The sequence below is a fragment of the Pseudomonas sp. GW821-FHT07E12 genome (assembly GCF_058986605.1).
On the sequence record NZ_JBYSVX010000017.1, the window covers coordinates 1 to 16,768 of the forward strand.

15 protein-coding genes are annotated in these 16,768 nt (G+C 66.6%); 7 read left to right on the plus strand and 8 right to left on the minus strand.

All coding sequences use genetic code 11. The annotated features are described in order from the left end of the window. Nucleotides 1-223 precede the first annotated feature (223 nt). On the plus strand, nt 224-2,233 hold the full coding sequence (locus tag AC3WJE_RS11235; protein WP_493730882.1) for a M13 family metallopeptidase: 2,010 nt from the start codon (nt 224-226) through the stop codon (nt 2,231-2,233). Nucleotides 2,234-2,293: 60 nt separating this feature from the next. Here AC3WJE_RS11235 and AC3WJE_RS11240 read toward each other — a convergent pair whose 3' ends face one another. The 6 genes from AC3WJE_RS11240 to AC3WJE_RS11265 all read right to left on the minus strand — a co-directional run bounded on the left by AC3WJE_RS11240 (nt 2,294) and on the right by AC3WJE_RS11265 (nt 8,260). Further along, complete coding sequence (locus AC3WJE_RS11240; RefSeq protein WP_493730883.1) at nt 2,294-2,947, minus strand: rhomboid family intramembrane serine protease; 654 nt, start codon at nt 2,945-2,947, stop codon at nt 2,294-2,296. Nucleotides 2,948-3,111: 164 nt separating this feature from the next. Then, a complete protein-coding gene (locus tag AC3WJE_RS11245; RefSeq protein WP_493730884.1) occupies nt 3,112-4,314 on the minus strand; it encodes an FAD-dependent oxidoreductase in 1,203 nt (400 codons plus the stop codon). Between the two features lie 43 nt (nt 4,315-4,357). Then, nucleotides 4,358-4,774: an MGMT family protein gene (locus AC3WJE_RS11250; RefSeq protein WP_493730885.1), complete on the minus strand. Its 417-nt coding sequence runs from the start codon at nt 4,772-4,774 to the stop codon at nt 4,358-4,360. After that, a complete protein-coding gene (gene gorA, locus AC3WJE_RS11255; protein ID WP_493730886.1) occupies nt 4,771-6,132 on the minus strand; it encodes a glutathione-disulfide reductase in 1,362 nt (453 codons plus the stop codon). Before gorA ends, AC3WJE_RS11250 begins: the two co-directional genes overlap by 4 nt. A 246-nt stretch (nt 6,133-6,378) precedes the next feature. Beyond that, nucleotides 6,379-7,602: a DUF418 domain-containing protein gene (locus tag AC3WJE_RS11260; RefSeq protein WP_493730887.1), complete on the minus strand. Its 1,224-nt coding sequence runs from the start codon at nt 7,600-7,602 to the stop codon at nt 6,379-6,381. Nucleotides 7,603-7,780: 178 nt separating this feature from the next. Then, entirely contained in the window at nt 7,781-8,260 is a 480-nt protein-coding gene (locus AC3WJE_RS11265) for an FKBP-type peptidyl-prolyl cis-trans isomerase (protein ID WP_493730888.1), read from the minus strand. Between the two features lie 134 nt (nt 8,261-8,394). On the opposite strand from AC3WJE_RS11265, the gene AC3WJE_RS11270 reads away from it, so the two are divergent. Both AC3WJE_RS11270 and AC3WJE_RS11275 read left to right on the plus strand, forming a co-directional pair. Next, nucleotides 8,395-8,907, plus strand: a complete 513-nt coding sequence (locus AC3WJE_RS11270; RefSeq protein ID WP_493730889.1) for a C40 family peptidase — start codon at nt 8,395-8,397, stop codon at nt 8,905-8,907. A 109-nt stretch (nt 8,908-9,016) separates the two neighbouring features. Continuing rightward, nucleotides 9,017-9,784: a C40 family peptidase gene (locus AC3WJE_RS11275; protein WP_493730890.1), complete on the plus strand. Its 768-nt coding sequence runs from the start codon at nt 9,017-9,019 to the stop codon at nt 9,782-9,784. 136 nt (nt 9,785-9,920) lie between these two features. Here the strand turns inward: AC3WJE_RS11275 and AC3WJE_RS11280 are convergent, their stop codons facing one another. Together AC3WJE_RS11280 and AC3WJE_RS11285 are read right to left on the minus strand one after the other, a co-directional pair. Next, entirely contained in the window at nt 9,921-10,349 is a 429-nt protein-coding gene (locus tag AC3WJE_RS11280; RefSeq protein ID WP_493730891.1) for a GNAT family N-acetyltransferase, read from the minus strand. After that, complete coding sequence (locus tag AC3WJE_RS11285; RefSeq protein ID WP_493730892.1) at nt 10,346-11,680, minus strand: dicarboxylate/amino acid:cation symporter; 1,335 nt, start codon at nt 11,678-11,680, stop codon at nt 10,346-10,348. Before AC3WJE_RS11285 ends, AC3WJE_RS11280 begins: the two co-directional genes overlap by 4 nt. Nucleotides 11,681-11,835: 155 nt before the next feature. On the opposite strand from AC3WJE_RS11285, the gene AC3WJE_RS11290 reads away from it, so the two are divergent. The 4 genes from AC3WJE_RS11290 to AC3WJE_RS11305 all read left to right on the plus strand — a co-directional run bounded on the left by AC3WJE_RS11290 (nt 11,836) and on the right by AC3WJE_RS11305 (nt 16,631). Beyond that, a complete protein-coding gene (locus AC3WJE_RS11290) occupies nt 11,836-13,539 on the plus strand; it encodes an alkaline phosphatase (RefSeq protein WP_493730893.1) in 1,704 nt (567 codons plus the stop codon). Nucleotides 13,540-13,835: 296 nt separating this feature from the next. Then, a complete protein-coding gene (gene tilS / locus AC3WJE_RS11295) occupies nt 13,836-15,134 on the plus strand; it encodes a tRNA lysidine(34) synthetase TilS (protein WP_493730894.1) in 1,299 nt (432 codons plus the stop codon). A 356-nt stretch (nt 15,135-15,490) separates the two neighbouring features. Beyond that, nucleotides 15,491-15,751, plus strand: coding sequence for an exodeoxyribonuclease VII small subunit (locus AC3WJE_RS11300; RefSeq protein ID WP_493730895.1), 261 nt, complete (start codon nt 15,491-15,493; stop codon nt 15,749-15,751). Between the two features lie 4 nt (nt 15,752-15,755). After that, nucleotides 15,756-16,631, plus strand: coding sequence for a polyprenyl synthetase family protein (locus AC3WJE_RS11305; RefSeq protein WP_493730896.1), 876 nt, complete (start codon nt 15,756-15,758; stop codon nt 16,629-16,631). Nucleotides 16,632-16,768: the final 137 nt, after the last annotated feature.

Sequence of the window (16,768 nt, forward strand, 5' to 3'; positions counted from 1 at the left end):
GGTGGCCTCGGGCCATCAGTCCCGACGGGCTGTACCGATAGAGCGTCGGGACTGATGGCCCGAGGCCACCCAGAGTCCCTCCCACACTGAAGTCGCCACCACATAAGACCCAGCATCTTCGATGCTCTGCAATGCCCTGCATATCCCGACGTCAACTTCCTGACAGCAGTCACCCCGGCCTTGTTAAACTCCGCCGACTTCAATCTGGCCGGATCCCGTTTCGATGCCCACCCTTCGTCCGCTTGCCCTCGCCCTAGGCTTCGGCCTGGCCGCCCTGCTGTCCGCTCCCCATGCCGACGCAGCCCGCAAGAAGACCCCTGCAAAGACCCCGGCCACGCCGCCGGCCTGTACCGATTTCTACGACGTAGCCAACGCCAACTGGCTCAAGGCCAACCCGGTGCCACAGACCGGCGCGACCACTGCACTCGGCCAGCTCGCCGATCGTGCACTGCAGCAACAGCGCGACCTGCTGGATGCGGCACGCCAGGCGCCGCAGGGCAACGTGCAGAAGCTGCTCGGCGACTTCTGGGCCAGCGGCCTGGACGAAGCCGCGGTCGAGGCCGATGGCTCCAGGCCGATCGCCCCGCTGCTGTCGCGCATCGACGCGATCAAGAAGGCCAAGGAAGTGCCGGCGGCGATTGCCGCACTGCACCAGGTCGGTATCCCGGTGGCGTTCAACTTCAGCCCCGATGTCGACCTGAAGGCGCTGGATCGCCACATCGGCTACTTCATGCAGGGCGGCACCGGCCTGCCCGACCCGGCGTTCTACACCCGCACCGATGCGGACACCGTCGCGCTGATGGGCCGCTACCGTGCCTACGTCAAGCAGATCCTGGCGCTGACCGGCACCGCGGCCGGCAATCTCGATGCCGACTCGGCCGCGGTGATCCAGATCGAAACGCTGCTGGCCAAGGCCGGCAAGCCGGTCGCCGACATCAACAACCCGTTCAACAACTACGCGCCAGTCGCGACCAAGGACATCGCCAAGCAGTTCAAGAACCTGCAACTGGCTGATTTCCTGAAGGCGCAGGGCGTGCAGGATGACCTGGTATCGATCGCCGATCCGGGCTACTTCAAGCAGCTCGACGGCCTGGTCGCCAGCCTCAAGCCGGAACAGTGGAAGGCCTACCTGCGCTGGCGCGTGGGCGATGCGATGGCGCCGTATCTGTCCAAGGGCTTCCGCGATGCCGAGTTCCAGTTCCGCGGCCGCCTGCTGCGCGGCGAAACCCTGCCGCCGCCGCGCTGGGAGCAGGTGCTGGATGCGATCAACGTCGCCGCCGGCCCGATGCTCGGCCGCGAGTACGTCGCCCGCTACCTGAGCGCCGACACCCGCCGCCAGGCCGGCGTGATCGTCGACCAGATCCGTGAGGCGCAGATCAAAGCGATCGAACGCACCGGCTGGGGCAACGAGCAAGTCGTCGCCGAAGCCAAGGCCAAGCTCGACGCGATGAAGATCGAGATCGCCGCGCCGCGCCGCGACCTCGACTACACCGTGCAGCCGATGGGCCGCGGCAGCTTCGGCGGCAACATGCTGATCGCCTCGACCTGGCGTCACCGCGAGGAAATGAAGCGGATCGGCAAGGGCAACGCCGACCGTCGCTGGGACGTGCTGCCGCAGGAGCCGGCGATCGCCTACGACATCGCCCAGAACCGCCTGATCGTCACCGCTGCGGTGCTGCAGGCACCGGTGTTCAATGCTGCCGGCGATGCCGGCGCCCAGTACGGCGCATTCGGCGCATTGGCCGCGCACGAGATCACCCGCGCGATCGATGCCAAGGGCTCGCTGGTCGATGCACAAGGCCAACTGCGCAGCTGGTGGACCCCGACCGAGAAGACCGCCTGGACGCTGCTCTCGCAGAAGATCGCCACGCAGTACAGCGCCTACCCCTACCCCGGCGTGCCCAACGCCAAGGTCAACGGCAGCCTCACCGCCGAAGAAAACCTGGCTGACCAGGCCGGCGTGGATCTGGCGTGGCAGGCCTTCGCCGCAGCCCAGCCGCAAGCAAGCCAGGCCAGCAAGCAGGCGTTCTTCGATGCCTGGGCCGGGCTGTGGGCGCAGCAGCTGTCGCCGAACGAAGCGGTGCAGCGCGCGACCACCGACGTGCGTTCGCCGGGCAAGTGGCGCACCAACGGGCCGCTGTCGAACCTGCCGGAATTCGGCGCGGCCTTCAGCTGCAAGCCGGGCCAGCCGATGCAGCGCACGGAAGCTGAGCAGATCCACGTCTGGCGCTGATCGGTTCCAGCAGTACAACGAAAAAGAGCGCGGATTTCCGCGCCCTTTTTCATTCATACCTCAGCGCACGATACGCATCCGCGGTGGCTTGCCCTTGCCGCCGAACGGCGGTTGCCCGCGCCAGTAACGGATCAGCAGCCAGCCGAACAGCATGCCGCCCAGGTGCGCGAAATGCGCCACGCCCGGCTGCAAGCCAGTGAAACCGAACAGCAGTTCGATGCCGCCGAACACGAACACGAAGGTACGCGCCTTCATCGGGATCGGCGGGAACAGCAGCATCACCTGCTGGTTCGGGAACAGCATGCCGTAGGCCAGCAGCAGACCGAACACGCCACCGGACGCGCCCAGCACCGGCACGTTGCTGCCGGTCAGCGCACCCACCAGCAACTGGCACAGGCCGGCGCCGATCACGCACACCAGGTAGTAGGTCAGGAAACGCTTCTCGCCCCAGGTCTGCTCCAATGCCGCGCCGAACATGAACAACGCCAGCATGTTGAAGAACAGATGCGAGAAGCTGTCGTGCAGAAAGCCGTAGGTCAGCAGTTGCCAGATCTGGAAGTTCTGCCCGGGCGAGAACGGATCAAAACCGCCTTCACCGATCGGCCACAACATCAACGAAGAGAGCGCAGCGGGGCCCAACGCCCACTGCAGCAGGAACAACAGGCCGTTGGCGATCAGCAACGCTTTGGTGACGGTAGGCAGTCGGGGAAACATAGGGACATCCGTGGAAACTGCTTCCTATCATAGCGGCTACCACTGGACGCCCTGCCCCTTGGATATCGAGGACGGTATCGCTGTATTTATCCCGTGAAGGCGGGTGCCCGGACATCGGATGGACCCGATTGAATCTCGATTCGACCGGCGTGGACGTGCCCCCGTTACTCCATCGCCCCGTACAACGCCATCTGTCTTGCCATGCGTACCGCGCCATCGGGAGCGATACAAAGCTCCAGGTTCCGCGCGCTTTCTTCGGCGGCCGCCTCCGCCCGAGCGAACATCTTCGCCTCGTAGGATTTGATCGCCTCATCCGGATCAGTCGTGGCAAGCAATTCCCTCACGAGCTCGGCTGCATCCAACATGGCCAGGTTGGCTCCCTCGCCCGCAAATGGGGACATGAGGTGCGCTGCGTCGCCGATCAAGGTGATGCCCGGCCGGCTGGCCCAGACCAGCCCGATCGGCAGCATGTTGATCGGACGCAGCGTGAAGCTGTCATCGCATGCGCTGATCAACCCGGTCAGTTCCGGCGCCCAATCAGTGAAATGCGCCAACAACATCTGCCGGGCCCGGTCTGGGCGATCGAACGGGATATCCAATGTTTCCAGGCTGCTCTCGGCGATCCGGAATGCTACATAGACACGGATGCGCCCATCGCCATTGCGCTGCGCGAGCAGGCCTTTGTCGTCGGAAAGCGCGAGAAGACTGCCATGCCCCACCAGGTCGGCAAGTTCAGGATGGCGGCGCCCGGCGTCGGGAATGCCTATCTCCACAAAGCTGACACCCGTATAGAGGGGACTGGCGTCGGTAAGCAACGAACGCACGCGCGACCAAGCACCATCCGCGCCGACCACCACGCCGGCAGCCATGCTTTCGCCGTTCTCGAAATGCAGCACGTGGCCACCCTGCTCATCGGAGCCGATGCCGATGAGTTTGTGACCCCATCGGATGCGGTCAGGCTCGAGGGAATCGAGCAGCAAATCGCGCAGTGCACCGCGATCCACTTCCGGCCGATCAAACACGTCCGATGCGCCAGTTTCATCCCAATGGAATACGCCGGTCTTGTCGGCAATGCGCATGCATTGCCCCTCAGGGCGGGCGATGGCGATGAACCCGGCTTCGAGGCCTGCCTCCTTCAACGCGCGTTGGCCTGACTCGACGTGCATGTCGAGCGTACCGCCCTGGCCCCGTGCGTCTCGAGACGGTTCGCGCTCGAACACGACGGCATCGCGGCCATGTCTCTGCAGGATTCGAGCCAGTGTCAGACCACCAAGGCCGCCGCCAACGATGGCGACGCTGTGAAATTCGCGTTTCGTTGTCACGATCGTTCTTTTCCAGATTGGTTTGAGAAGGGGTCGGGGTGTCATGAGTCTGCTCCCACGCGACGCGGGTCAACGTCAGCGAAGCCCCCTACACAGATGGGCCCCATAACGCCGCATCCAAGGCCTCCAGGTCGTCGGCACGCGCCTTCTCGCGCTTCACCCGCCCACGCTCGACCACCACGCCTTCACTGCGTAGACGCTGACTCTGTTCACGCCAACCGCGCGAGCCTTCCGGCATCGCGATGCGTCCGTCCGAACGCAGCACGCGATGCCACGGCAACTGCGGGTCATCGTTGCCAGCCAGCACCCGCGCGACCAGTCGTGCACGTCCCGGCAGGCCGGCGCGTGCGGCGACCTCGCCATAGCCGGCCACCTGTCCGCGCGGGATCGCGCGGATCGCGGCGAGGATGCGGGTACGCGCCTGTTCGGGCGACATCGCGACCTCCTTCGATTTGGCGGCGACGGCCTTGCTCGCCGCAGGTTTCTGGATTGAAGTGCGCTTCATCGGATCAGCACCACTTCTTCGGCCGAAGTCGGATGGATCGCCACGGTGTCCTCCAACTGCTGCAAGGTGACACCCATCTTCAGCGCCACCGCAAAACCCTGCAGGATCTCGTCCGCCCCCTCGCCAAGCAGGTGGATGCCGACCACGCGCTGCTCCTCGCCCACGCATACCAGTTTGAACAGGCTGCGCTGCGGCGAATCGGCCAGGGCGTTCAACATCGGGCGGAAGTGGCTGCGATAAACGCTCACTTCATCGCCGTGACGCGTACGCGCCTCCTCCTCGCTGAGCCCGACCATGCCCAACGGCGGGTGCGAGAACACCACCGTCGGCACGTTCCCGTAATCCAGCTTCGCTTCGGGCTTGCCGCCAAACAACCGGTCCATCAACTTGCGCGCCGCCGCGATCGCAACCGGCGTCAATCCGACCTTGCCGGCAACGTCGCCGACCGCATGGATGTTCGGCACCGAGCTGGTCTGCCACTCGTCGACCAGGACCTCGTCCTTCTCGCCAAGTCGCACGCCAACCTCCTCCAATCCCATGCCCCTGGTGTTGGCGCGACGTCCGATGGCGAGGAATATCTTGTCGAACACGGTGTCATTCGTCTCACCGGTGCCCAGCAGACGCAACCGGTCGTCATCGGTCTGCTCGATACGCCGGGCGCGATACTCGAAATGCACGCGCACGCCCTGCTGATGCAGGCTCTCGGCCAGTTGCGCGGCCAGCTCGGCGTCGAAGCGCTCAAGCAACCGCCGGCCCTGCACGAATAGCTCCACGTGACTGCCCAACGCCTGTAGCAAGCCGGCCAACTCCACCGCGATGTAGCCACCGCCCAACACCGCCACGCGTTCCGGCGCCGCACGCAGCTTGAAGAAATCGTCGGAAACGCTGCCCGAGGCGGCGCCCTCGAACGAGGGCCGCACCGGGTGCGCGCCAGTGGCGATGACGATGTGCCGTGCGCTGATCGTCACGCCGTCGCTGCATGCGACCGTATGCGCGTCACGCAGATGCCCGCGTCGCGGCAGCACCGATATCCCATCGGCGTCGAGTCGTTTGCGATAGCTGGCGTGGATATTGGCGATGTAGCCCTGCCGATGCGCGATCAGCGTGTCCCAGTCCAATGCCGGATGCGGCTCGACCTTGAATCCAAGTGCGTTGGCCTGCTCGATCTTCCCGACCAGATCGACCGCCAGCCACATCGCTTTCTTCGGCACGCAGCCGACGTTGACGCAGGTGCCGCCCAATTCACCCGGCTCCAGCATCGCCACGCGCGCGCCGTGACGGGCCGCGCGGAACGCCGCGGCCAGACCGCCGGAGCCGCCGCCGAGTACAACCACGTCGTAGTCGTATGTTCCGCCCATCAGCCTTCTTCCAAGTTGATCGACACTGCCGGCCTCCCGCGTTGTTGCACGCGGGACATCCTAGCGCCCTGATGGTGTTCGTCCGGTCGTCGTGGGGCCTGGCCGCGAACCGGTTGCAAGTCGCTGGGTCCCCACCTGCGCGGGGACGATGGCAGGAGCATCATGGGCCTGTGGTCTTCCACAGGAAGCTTTCAGTCGTCGTCCCCGCGCAGGCGGGGACCCAGCGACTTCCAGCCAGATCACTCGCTAACGCCGCAGCGCCGGCCACTGCAGATAGGTGAAGGCACGCCACACCCACTCCAGCGGCCCGAACCGGAACCCGCGCAGCCACACCTGGCTCGCAACCACTTGCAGCAGGAACAGCGCCATCACGAAAGGGATCTGCCAGGCGCGCGACAACTGCTCGAAGTACCCCAGGCCGTAGCCGTAGAACACCCAGGTGCACAGCAGCGATTGCAGCACGTAGTTGCTCAGCGCCATCCGCCCGGCCGGCGCCAGCCATGCCAGTGCCTGCCGCCAGCGCACCACCCAGCCCAGGTAGCCCAGGCACATCAACAGGCCGGCCAGCGAAGACAATGCGTACGCTCCCCCCAGCCGCAGATCCAGCCGCCCCGGATCCAGGTACGAAGCCAGCGTGAAGCTGATCAGCATCGCCGCCAGCCCCAGCGGCCACGCGCCCCAGCGCAGCACCGCGAACAGTCGTGCAAAGCGCTCCGGCGCCTGCACCACGCCGGCACGCACGAACCAGCTGCCGAGCAGGAACATGCCGAACATGGTCGGCCCGTTGACCAGCAGCCCGCGAATCGTCTCGCTGAGGTCGTGCCCGCGCTGCGTCAGCGCCTGCGCATAGCTGCCGGCCCCGTAGGCCGCACGTTGCGCTTCCACCGCCGCCGCCGCTTGCTGGCCGATCTGCGCCATCGTGCGCTGCCAGTCCACTGAACCGGCCGGATCGGCCTGCATCATCGAACCGAGCGCGCCGTAAGCCATCACCATCGCCGGCGTGCACAAATAGATGAGTACGGCGACCGTCGGCAACCAGCGCGTCGGCACCGGCCGGAACGCCAGCAGCAACGTCGCCAGCAACCCGTAGCTCACCAGCACGTCGCCCGACCAGACCAGCAACGCGTGCAGCAGCCCGATCACCAGCAACCCCAGGCTACGGCGCGCATAGAACGTCACGAACGGCCGCCCCGCCTGTTCGGCACGTTGCGCCATCACGGCGAAACCCATGCCGAACAACAACGAAAACAGCGTGTAGAACTTGCCCTGCACCAGGATGTAGACCAGCGCATCGGCCCACCAGTCGGCCCCGGTCATCGCCGGGTCGACCCCCGTCAACGCCGCATTGAGCGGCCCGACGAAGGCCTGGATATTCATCAACCCGATGCCCAGCAGCGCAAAACCGCGCAGCACGTCCAGCAAGGCGATGCGGTCGTTGGCAGCAACGGGCTGGAAGGGAGTGGGCGTCATGCGTCGGGTGGCATCCGTGGAAGCGCGCAATTATCCAACGAACCTCGTGGGAGCGGCTTCAGCCGCGAGAAGCTTCCCCGGGAAAGCCTCTCGCGGCTGAAGCCGCTCCTACAAGAGCGACTCCCGCAAAAGACAACGGCCCGCCGAGGCGAGCCGTTCGTCCAATCGGCGATGCCGATCAGTGGTGGTGACCACCGTCGCCGTGCACATGGCCGTGCTCGACCTCCTCGGCGCTGGCCTCGCGCACTTCAACGATTTCCACGTCGAAATGCAGGTCCTTGCCGGCCATCGGATGGTTCAGGTCGACGTCGACCACGCTCATGCCGATCTTCTGCACGGTGACCGCGCGCGGACCGAAGTTGGTCTGCAGCACGACCTGCTGGCCCGGGATCAGCTTGGTGTTGCCGAAGTGCTTCTTCGGGATGCGCTGGCTCAAACCATCACGGCGCTCGCCGTAGGCATCGACCGCCTGTACGTCCACGCCGAAGTTCTCACCGGCTTCCTTCTCCATCATCGCGTTCTCCAGGCCCGGGATGATGTTGCCGTGGCCGACCAGGATCGACAGCGGCTCGCGGTCCTTGGAGCTCTCGATCGGCTCCTGGCCAATCTCGGAAACGGTGTAGTGGAAACGGACGACGCGGTCTTTTTCGATCTTCATGCCTGACTCTGGAATGGGCTGCCCGGTGGCAGATGAGGGGAACGGCTTGTCGGCCGGCGGGTGCACCGCCATGATGGCGGCCATCTCAAACCGCGCATTATCCCGGCTCGATGCACAACAAGCCAGCCGTCCCGATGCGCCCGTCCCGGCTCCTGCCGTGGCTGGCCGGTATCTCGCTGCTACTGCTCCTGGCCGGCTGTGGCAGCGCGCCGGTCAAGCAAGCCCCTCCCGCCCACCGCAGTTGGCCGGTGGTCCCGCCCGCCAACCCGGCCGCCGCCAACAACGTGCTGATGCGTGCCCTCAGCCTGGTCGGCACGCCCTACCGCTACGGCGGCAACACCCCGGAGAGCGGTTTCGACTGCAGCGGTCTGGTCACCTACGTCTACCGCGACATGCTCGACCTGCGCCTGCCACGCAGCTCCGGCGAACTGGCCGCCGTGCAGGGCCCGAAGATCGCCCAGGACCGGCTCGCGGCCGGCGACCTGGTGTTTTTCGGCACCCGCGGCAACGTTTCGCACGTTGGTATCTACGTTGGCGAAGGGCGCTTCGTGCACGCCCCGAGTACCGGCGGAACGGTCCGCCTGGACTATCTCGACGGCTATTACTGGCGTGACCACTACACGGGCGCGAAACGGGTTTTGCATTGAAACGTGACTCAAATCACATTACACAAAACGGAAATTTAACTGTTTTTGAACATCACGTAGCCTTCACCGGGGCATGATCGCCCATCGCCTGCCGCAATGTGACCCACGCGTGACGACCGACGACCAGCTCAATCCCGGTTTTACCGACCACCGCCGCCCGTCCCGCAAGCTCCGCCTCCTTTGTAGTGCAGCGCTTTGTCTGGCCACCCTACCCGCCCTGGCGCAGTCCACTGCACCGCAGGCCGCTGATGCCCCGCAGGCAGCAGATCCGGGCGCCCAGGCCGCCACTGCCAAGCCTGCAGCACCGACCCGCAGCCGCGCCGATGCCGCTGCCACCGCCACCCTCGCTGCCCTGCTGCCGCACCTGGCCGGCAACGACACCATCCCGCTGATGGACCGCTCGGCGATGTTCGCCGGCGATCTCAGCCGCCTGCTCGCCAACTACGACGTCTCCCAGAGCGCGGTCACCGCCGCCGAGGCCGCCGTCAGCGACAACAAGGTCCAGGTCATCCTGCGCCGCGCCATGACCCTGCTGGGCACCCCGTACCGTTGGGGCGGCACCTCGCCGGATGGCGGTTTCGACTGCAGTGGCCTGGTCAACTACGTATTCAAGACTGCCCTCGGCATCGAGCTGCCGCGCGTCTCGCGCGAGATGGCGCATGACAGCGACGGCGAGATCATCAAGGACCGCAATGCGCTGACTGCCGGCGACCTGGTGTTCTTCGGCAAGCGTGGCCGCATCGACCATGTCGGCATCTATGTCGGCGAAGGCCGCTTCCTGCATGCGCCGAGCACCGGCAAGGACGTGCAGATCGACTCGCTGGCCAGCGGCTACTGGAGCCAGAAGTTCCTGCAGGCACGGCGCGTGGCGATGTAATCGCCCTCTCCCTTCGGGGACGTCATGAAAGGCCGCGCTTGCGCGGCCTTTCGCGTTTCTTCGAGAGGGAAACAATAGTCTGGCCGGCACCCGGGTCGATTACAGCGCCCAGACAACCTTCGCGGACCGGCGTTGCTCAGGGGGCGGTGAAGCGCCCGAACACACGCGCCATGCCGATCGAGGCCGGCGCGGTCTCGACGAATCCGAACTTGGCATAGAGGTGCCGCGCATCACCGTCGGCGATCAATGACACGTAGGCACCGTCCCCGGCATGGGCGTCGAGCCATTCGACCAGCGCGGCCATGATCCGCTTGCCGAGCCCGCGCCCCTGGTGCTCGGGCTCCAGCGCGATGTCGACGATCTGGTAGAAGCAGCCACCGTCGCCGATCACCCGGCCCATGCCGACCGTGCGGCCCTGATGGCGTACGCACACCGCGAAACAACTGTTGGGCAGGCCGCGTAGCGCGGCCGTTTCGCTCTTCGGCGAAAGGCCTGACTGCACACGCAACCGCAGGTAGTCGGCGACCGCAGGCACAGCCGCCTCGACCCGGTACTCCTCGCTCACCGCGCGCCCGACCCGTCCAGCGGCTCCTCGATGCCGACATTGGTCGGGGCGAGGTCATAGACCTGCTGGTCCAGCAGGCCGGTCTCCTTGGCGACCAGCACCGGTACCAGCATCTGGCCCGTCACATTCGTCATCGTGCGCATCATGTCGAGGATGCGATCGATCGCGTACAGGTAGCCGATCACTTCCAGCGGCAGGTTGGCCGCACTCAGTACCACCGTCGCCATCACCACCGCGGTGCCCGGCACGCCGGCGGTGCCGAAGCTGCCCAGCACCGAGGCGATCAGCACCACGAAGTACTGGTCGGCGGTCAGCGGCACGCCGGTGTACTGCGCGATGAATACCGCACACAGCGCCGGATAGATCGCGCCGCAGCCGTCCATCTTGATGCTCGCGCCGAGCGGCACCGCGAACGAGGCGTAGTCCTTGTTCACGCCCAGGTTGTGGGTGATCGAGCGCATCGCCACCGGCATCGCCGCGAAGCTCGACGAGCTGACGAATGCCACCTGCATGCCCGGCGCGGCGCCACGGAAGAACTTCCACGGGTTCAGCCCGTGCGCCAGCAGCAGCGAGCCGTAGACCAGCACGATGTGGATCGCGCAGGCGATGTACAGCGCCATCACGAAGTTGCCCAGCGGCAGCAGCTTCTCGAAACCGTAGGCACCGACCAAGCCGGCGATCAGGCCGAAGGTACCGATCGGGGTCACCTCCAGCACGAAGCGGGTGACCTGGATCATGATCTCGCTCATCTGCCCGGCCAGCTTGCGCGCCTCGGCCACGCGCTCGCCGAGCTTGACCATCGCAAAGCCCAGCAGCGCGGCGAAGAAGATCACCGGCAGGATCGAGCCACGCCCGGCTGCCAGCACGGTCTCACCCGCAGCATTGGTACGCGTGCCGATACCGGTCAGCGCATAGAACGGATTGGCCGGCACCACGTCCAGCAGCACCTTGATCGGGCTGGGCACGTCGCGCGGCTTCCAGGCCGAATCCACGCTCAGACCGAAATGGCCGGCGCCCGGCTGCATGATCGTGCCCACCGCCAGGCCCACGCACACCGCCAGCGCGGCGGTGATCACGAACCACATGAAGGTGCGTCCACCCAGCGCCGCCACCGACTTCTGCCCGTGCAGCGCCGAGATCGCGTTGATCACCGCGAAGAACACCAGCGGCACCGCGATCATCTTGATCAGGGTGACGTAAAGATCGCCAAGCGGACCGAACCAGGTTTCCGCCGCCGGCCCCATCAGCCAGCCCGCCAACGCACCCAGCACGAAGCCGCCCACCACGCGTTGCCAGAACGGAATACGCAACCAGGCCGAGACCAGTTTCATGTCGTCAGATCGCCAAACGGGGGGAGTAAGAGCGCACCTTAGCTCAAGCCATCGCCGGCGGCGATGCCACGACTGGAACAACGCCGTGTCATGGGTACGACTTCGTCGCCCGGTCATAATGAACGCTTAAGCCCAGCTGCGAGAAACCGCCGCCCATGTCCCGTCGCACTCCGATCTTCGCCACGCTTTCCACCCTGCTGCTGGCCGCCTGCGCCACCCAGCCCTCCGCTCCGCGCGCGCCCTCGGCTGCCGCGCTGACCGTCGATGTGCCCCCGGTGGCGCACCCGCAGGGCGAGACCCCGGCCTGGTGGTACCGCAGCGGCGCCGCCAAGGCCGCCGCCAACGGTGCGATGGCCGGCCAGGCCCGCAACGTGATCCTGTTCCTCGGGGACGGCATGAGCCTGACCACGGTGGCCGCCGCGCGCATCCTCGAAGGGCAGCGCAAGGGCAACCCCGGCGAGGAGAACCTGCTGTCGTGGGAACGCTTCCCGGCCACGGCGCTGAGCAAGACCTACAACACCGATTCACAGACGCCCGACTCGGCCGGCACCATGACCTCGATCACCACCGGCGTGAAGAGCCACATGGGTGCGATCGGCGTCAGCGCCGGCAATCGCAGCGACTGCGCCGACAGCCTCAACAAGGGCCTGCTGAGCTGGCTGGCACTGGCTGACAGTGCCGGCATGGCCACCGGCGTCGTCACCACCACCCGCATCACCCACGCCACTCCGGCCGCCACCTATGCGCACTCACCTGAGCGCAACTGGGAAAGCGACACCGACCTGCCCGAGCAGGCCGTCGCCGCCGGTTGCCGCGATATCGCCCAGCAACTGCTGTCGGCTTCGCGCTACGGGCGCGGCCCGCTGGTGGTCATGGGCGGCGGACGCGGCCAGTTCACCACGGTCGAGCAGCGCGATCCCGAATACGACGACCGCGTCGGCCTGCGCCTGGACGGCCGCGACCTGGTCGGCGAGTGGAAGCAGGCGCATCCGCAGGGCGCCTATGTCTGGAACGAGGCACAGCTGCAGGCCGCGGCCGGTGCGCCGGCATTGCTGGGCCTGTTCGAGCCTGACCACATGCAGTTCGACCACGACCGCAAGCGCGGCCCGGATGGCGAGCCGAGCCTGGCCGAGATGACCCGTACCGCCGTGCAGTCGCTGGCGCGCGATCCCAACGGCTTCGTGCTGATGATCGAAGGCGGCCGTATCGACCACGCCAACCACGCCGGCAACGCCTACCGTGCGCTCGACGAGACCATCGCCCTGTCCGACGCGGTCCGCACCGCCATCGAGACCGCGCCGAAGGACACGCTGATCATCGTCACCGCCGATCATTCCCACACCCTGAACTTCGTCGGCTACCCGGTGCGCGGCAACCCGATCCTCGGCAAGGTGCGCGGCACCGGCGGTGAGGACGGCGATCGCACCCAGTACGCACGCGATCAGTTGGGCCTGCCCTACACCACGCTCAGCTACGCCAACGGCCCCGGCTACACCGGCGCCAGCAACGCCCAGCCGGCCGGGACCAAGACGTTCCCGCACTCGCCGAGCAGCGTCGACCCGGTACAGGGCCGCCCTGACCTCAGCAACGTCAACACCGAGGCGCCGGATTACATGCAGGAAGCGCTGGTCCCGACCAGTTCCGAAACCCACGGTGGCGAGGATGTCGGCATCTGGGCGACCGGCCCGGGCAGCGACGCATTCCGCGGCACGCTGGAAGAGAACGTGATCTACCACGTGATCGTGCAGGCCACGCCGAAGCTGCGCCAACGCCTGTGCACCGCCGGCACCTGCAACACCGACGGCGTACCGGTGGAGCTGCCGCAGCCCAAGCAGTTCGAGCGCGTCACCGCGCAGTAATCAGCGCGCGCCAACAGGCGGCAGCACGGATACTTCCGGCTGCCGCTTCTGTGCGGGTCTCTCGCAAAGGCAGCGCACATCCATGTGCGCGGATTCAAAGGGCGCATTCCCACAGGAGCACCGTAATATCCATGTGCGGGGGGCCTTGATGCGAGTCCCTCGCAAAAGCCCGCACATCCTTGTGCGGGGTCCTTAGTGCGAGTCCTTCGCAAAAGCCCGCACATCCGTGCGGGGTCCTTGATGCGAGTCTCACACCGAAGCACCCCACGTCCTTTGAGCCGACTCCCCGAGCCGCGATGAAATCCAGGTTCCCCGCCACGCTCGACAGCAACACCCCGATGCTGGTCGGCTTCAGTGGCGGGCTTGATTCCAGCGTGTTGCTGCATTGGCTGGCCGCCTCGCCAGCACAGCGCGCGCATGGCCTGTCCGCGCTGCACGTTCACCACGGCCTGCATCCCGACGCCGACGCGTGGAGTCAGCATTGTGAAGCGACTTGCGCCGCGCTCGGAGTGCCGCTGACGATCGTGCGCGTACAGGTAGCGCGTGACGCCGGCGAAGGATTGGAAGCTGCCGCCCGCCACGCCCGCCACACCGCCTTCGCCGAGCACCTGCAACCCGGCCAACGTCTCGCCGTCGCCCACCATCGCGACGACCAGGCCGAGACCTTCCTGCTACGCGCACTGCGCGCCTCCGGACCGGACGGGTTGTCGTCGATGGCCGTACAGCGTCCATTCGCCGCCGGCACACTATGGCGGCCACTGCTCGATGTGCCACGCGACGCATTGCTGGCCTACGCGCGCCAGCACGGATTGACCTGGATCGAGGACCCCAGCAACCAGCATCTCGAACACGATCGCAATTTCCTGCGTCACCGCATCCTGCCGCTGCTGCGCGAGCGCTGGCCGCACGCCGCCACCGCACTGGCGCGCAGTGCGGCTCTGAGTGGCGAGGCTGCCGATCTGCTCGCAGCCGGCGATGATGCTGCGCTCGATGCGCTGCTCGGCCCGCATGGCGCTCTTGATCTTGATGGCCTGCGCGAACGGTCCGCACCACTGCGCGCGCGTTTGCTGCGGCGCTGGGTCGACCGCCATCACGCACCGGCCCTTCCCGCGCAGGGTGTCGCGGCGCTGGAAGCCGAACTCGCTCATCACGCATCGGATCGCGCCATGCGCTTCGCCTGGCGTGATGTCGAGATCCGGCGCTGGCGCCAGCACCTGTACCTGCTCCGGCCGACGCCTGCCTGGCCGCCGGGCTGGCAAGCAATCTGGGACGGCACCTCCCCGCTGGTCCTGCCGGATGGCGCCACGCTGGCGCTGCACGCCGCCTCCGCCTCGCTGCGCTTCGACCGTCCGCTGCATGTACGCGTCCGCCATGGTGGCGAACGCATCGTGTTGCCGGGTCGCACGCATTCGCATTCGCTGAAGCACCTGCTGCAGGACGCGGACATACCGCCGTGGCAGCGCGCGTCGCTGCCGCTGCTGTTCGACGGGGACACACTGCTCGCCGCCGGCGACGGCATCGTCTCGGCCGAACTGCGCGATTGGCTGGATGCGCATGCGGCGTGGCTGGAATGGCGGTTCGTGGGAGGCGTGTAGCGGCCCAACCCCGGTTTTGCCTCATGGAACGCACCACCGCGGGCTCTACCCACGCCCTCTCAGCCGTCATCCCCGCGAAAGCGGGGATCCATGGACGTACGGGCATTCACAGAAGAAGTCACCCGCATTCCAGAGCCATCACCCCGCCTGCACGAAAGTCCATGGATCCCCGCTTTCGCGGGGATGACGGCTGAAGGATTACTGCGAAAGCCCCTCTGCCGCTTGCCCGCCAATTTCCGGCGTCTCCGCATTCGTGGAGATGCCGACCTACTTGGCCCGCCGCCCCGCAGCCACCGCGCTCGCCAGCCCCCCACCACCGAATTGACCCACCCGCCCGCCCGCCGCACACTTCCACGATGCCCAAGAAGTCCCCCAACGACGCCTCCCCGGTCGCCCGCTTCGAGCTGTCGCTCGAAGAGCTGGAGCAACTGGTCGAGAAAATGGAAGCTGGCGATCTGAGCCTGGAGCAGTCGCTGAGCGCTTACGAGCGCGGTATCGGCCTGTACCGGCAATGCCAGCAGGCGCTGGAGCAGGCCGAACTGCGCGTGCGCCTGCTCAGCGATCCGGCCCGGCCCGAGACTGCCGAACCGTTCGATCCGGCCGACAACGGCGCCTGATGCTGTGACCTTCGAGCTGTTCACCCGCTGGCAGGCGCATATCGAAACCTGCCTGGACGCCCATCTGCCCGATCCATCGCAAGCCCCGCAGCGCCTGCACGCGGCGATGCGGCATGCCGTGCTGGGCGGCGGCAAGCGCATGCGTCCGCTGCTGGTCTACGCGACCGGCACGCTGCTGGGCGCCGAACAAACCAGCCTCGACAGCCCCGCCTGCGCGATCGAGCTGGTGCATGCCTATTCGCTGGTGCACGACGACCTGCCGGCGATGGACGACGACGACCTGCGTCGCGGCCGCCCCACCGTACACATTGCCTTCGACGAAGCCACCGCGATCCTCGCTGGCGATGCCTTGCAGACACTCGCCTTCGAATTGCTCGCCGATGCGCCCGCCAACGCCAACCTGCGCGTGAGCTGGCTACAGACCCTGGCAAGTGCATCCGGCGTGGCCGGCATGTGCGGCGGCCAGGCGCTGGACATCGACGCCACCGGCCAACAGCAAACCCTGGCCGAGCTGGAGCGCATGCACGCCTTGAAGACCGGCGCCCTGATCCGCGCAGCGGTACGGATGGGCGCGCTGGCGGGCGGCGCCGATGCGGCCGAACTGCAGCGGCTGGACACCTTCGCCAGCGACCTGGGCCTGGCGTTCCAGGTCCGCGACGACATCCTCGACGTCGAGTCCAGCTCCGAACAACTGGGCAAGACCGCCGGCAAGGACATCGCGCAAAACAAATCCACGTTCCCGGCCCTGCTAGGCATGGACGGCGCCAAACGCCGCCTGTCGGCACTCGCCGAGAGCATGCGCACACAGCTGGCGCCCTACGGCGAATCCGCCGGCGCGCTACGGGCATTGGCACGCATGGCAGTCGAACGCGACCACTAGGCCGTATCGCCAGGCAGGCTCAGGCTGTTGCTTATGCTGTGCTGTTGCTTGTGCCGTTGCCGTTGCCGTTGCCCGTGATTTTGCCTTTGCTCTCCGCTTTTCCGGGGCCCCCATCCGCAGCGACGGAGCCAGCGGGA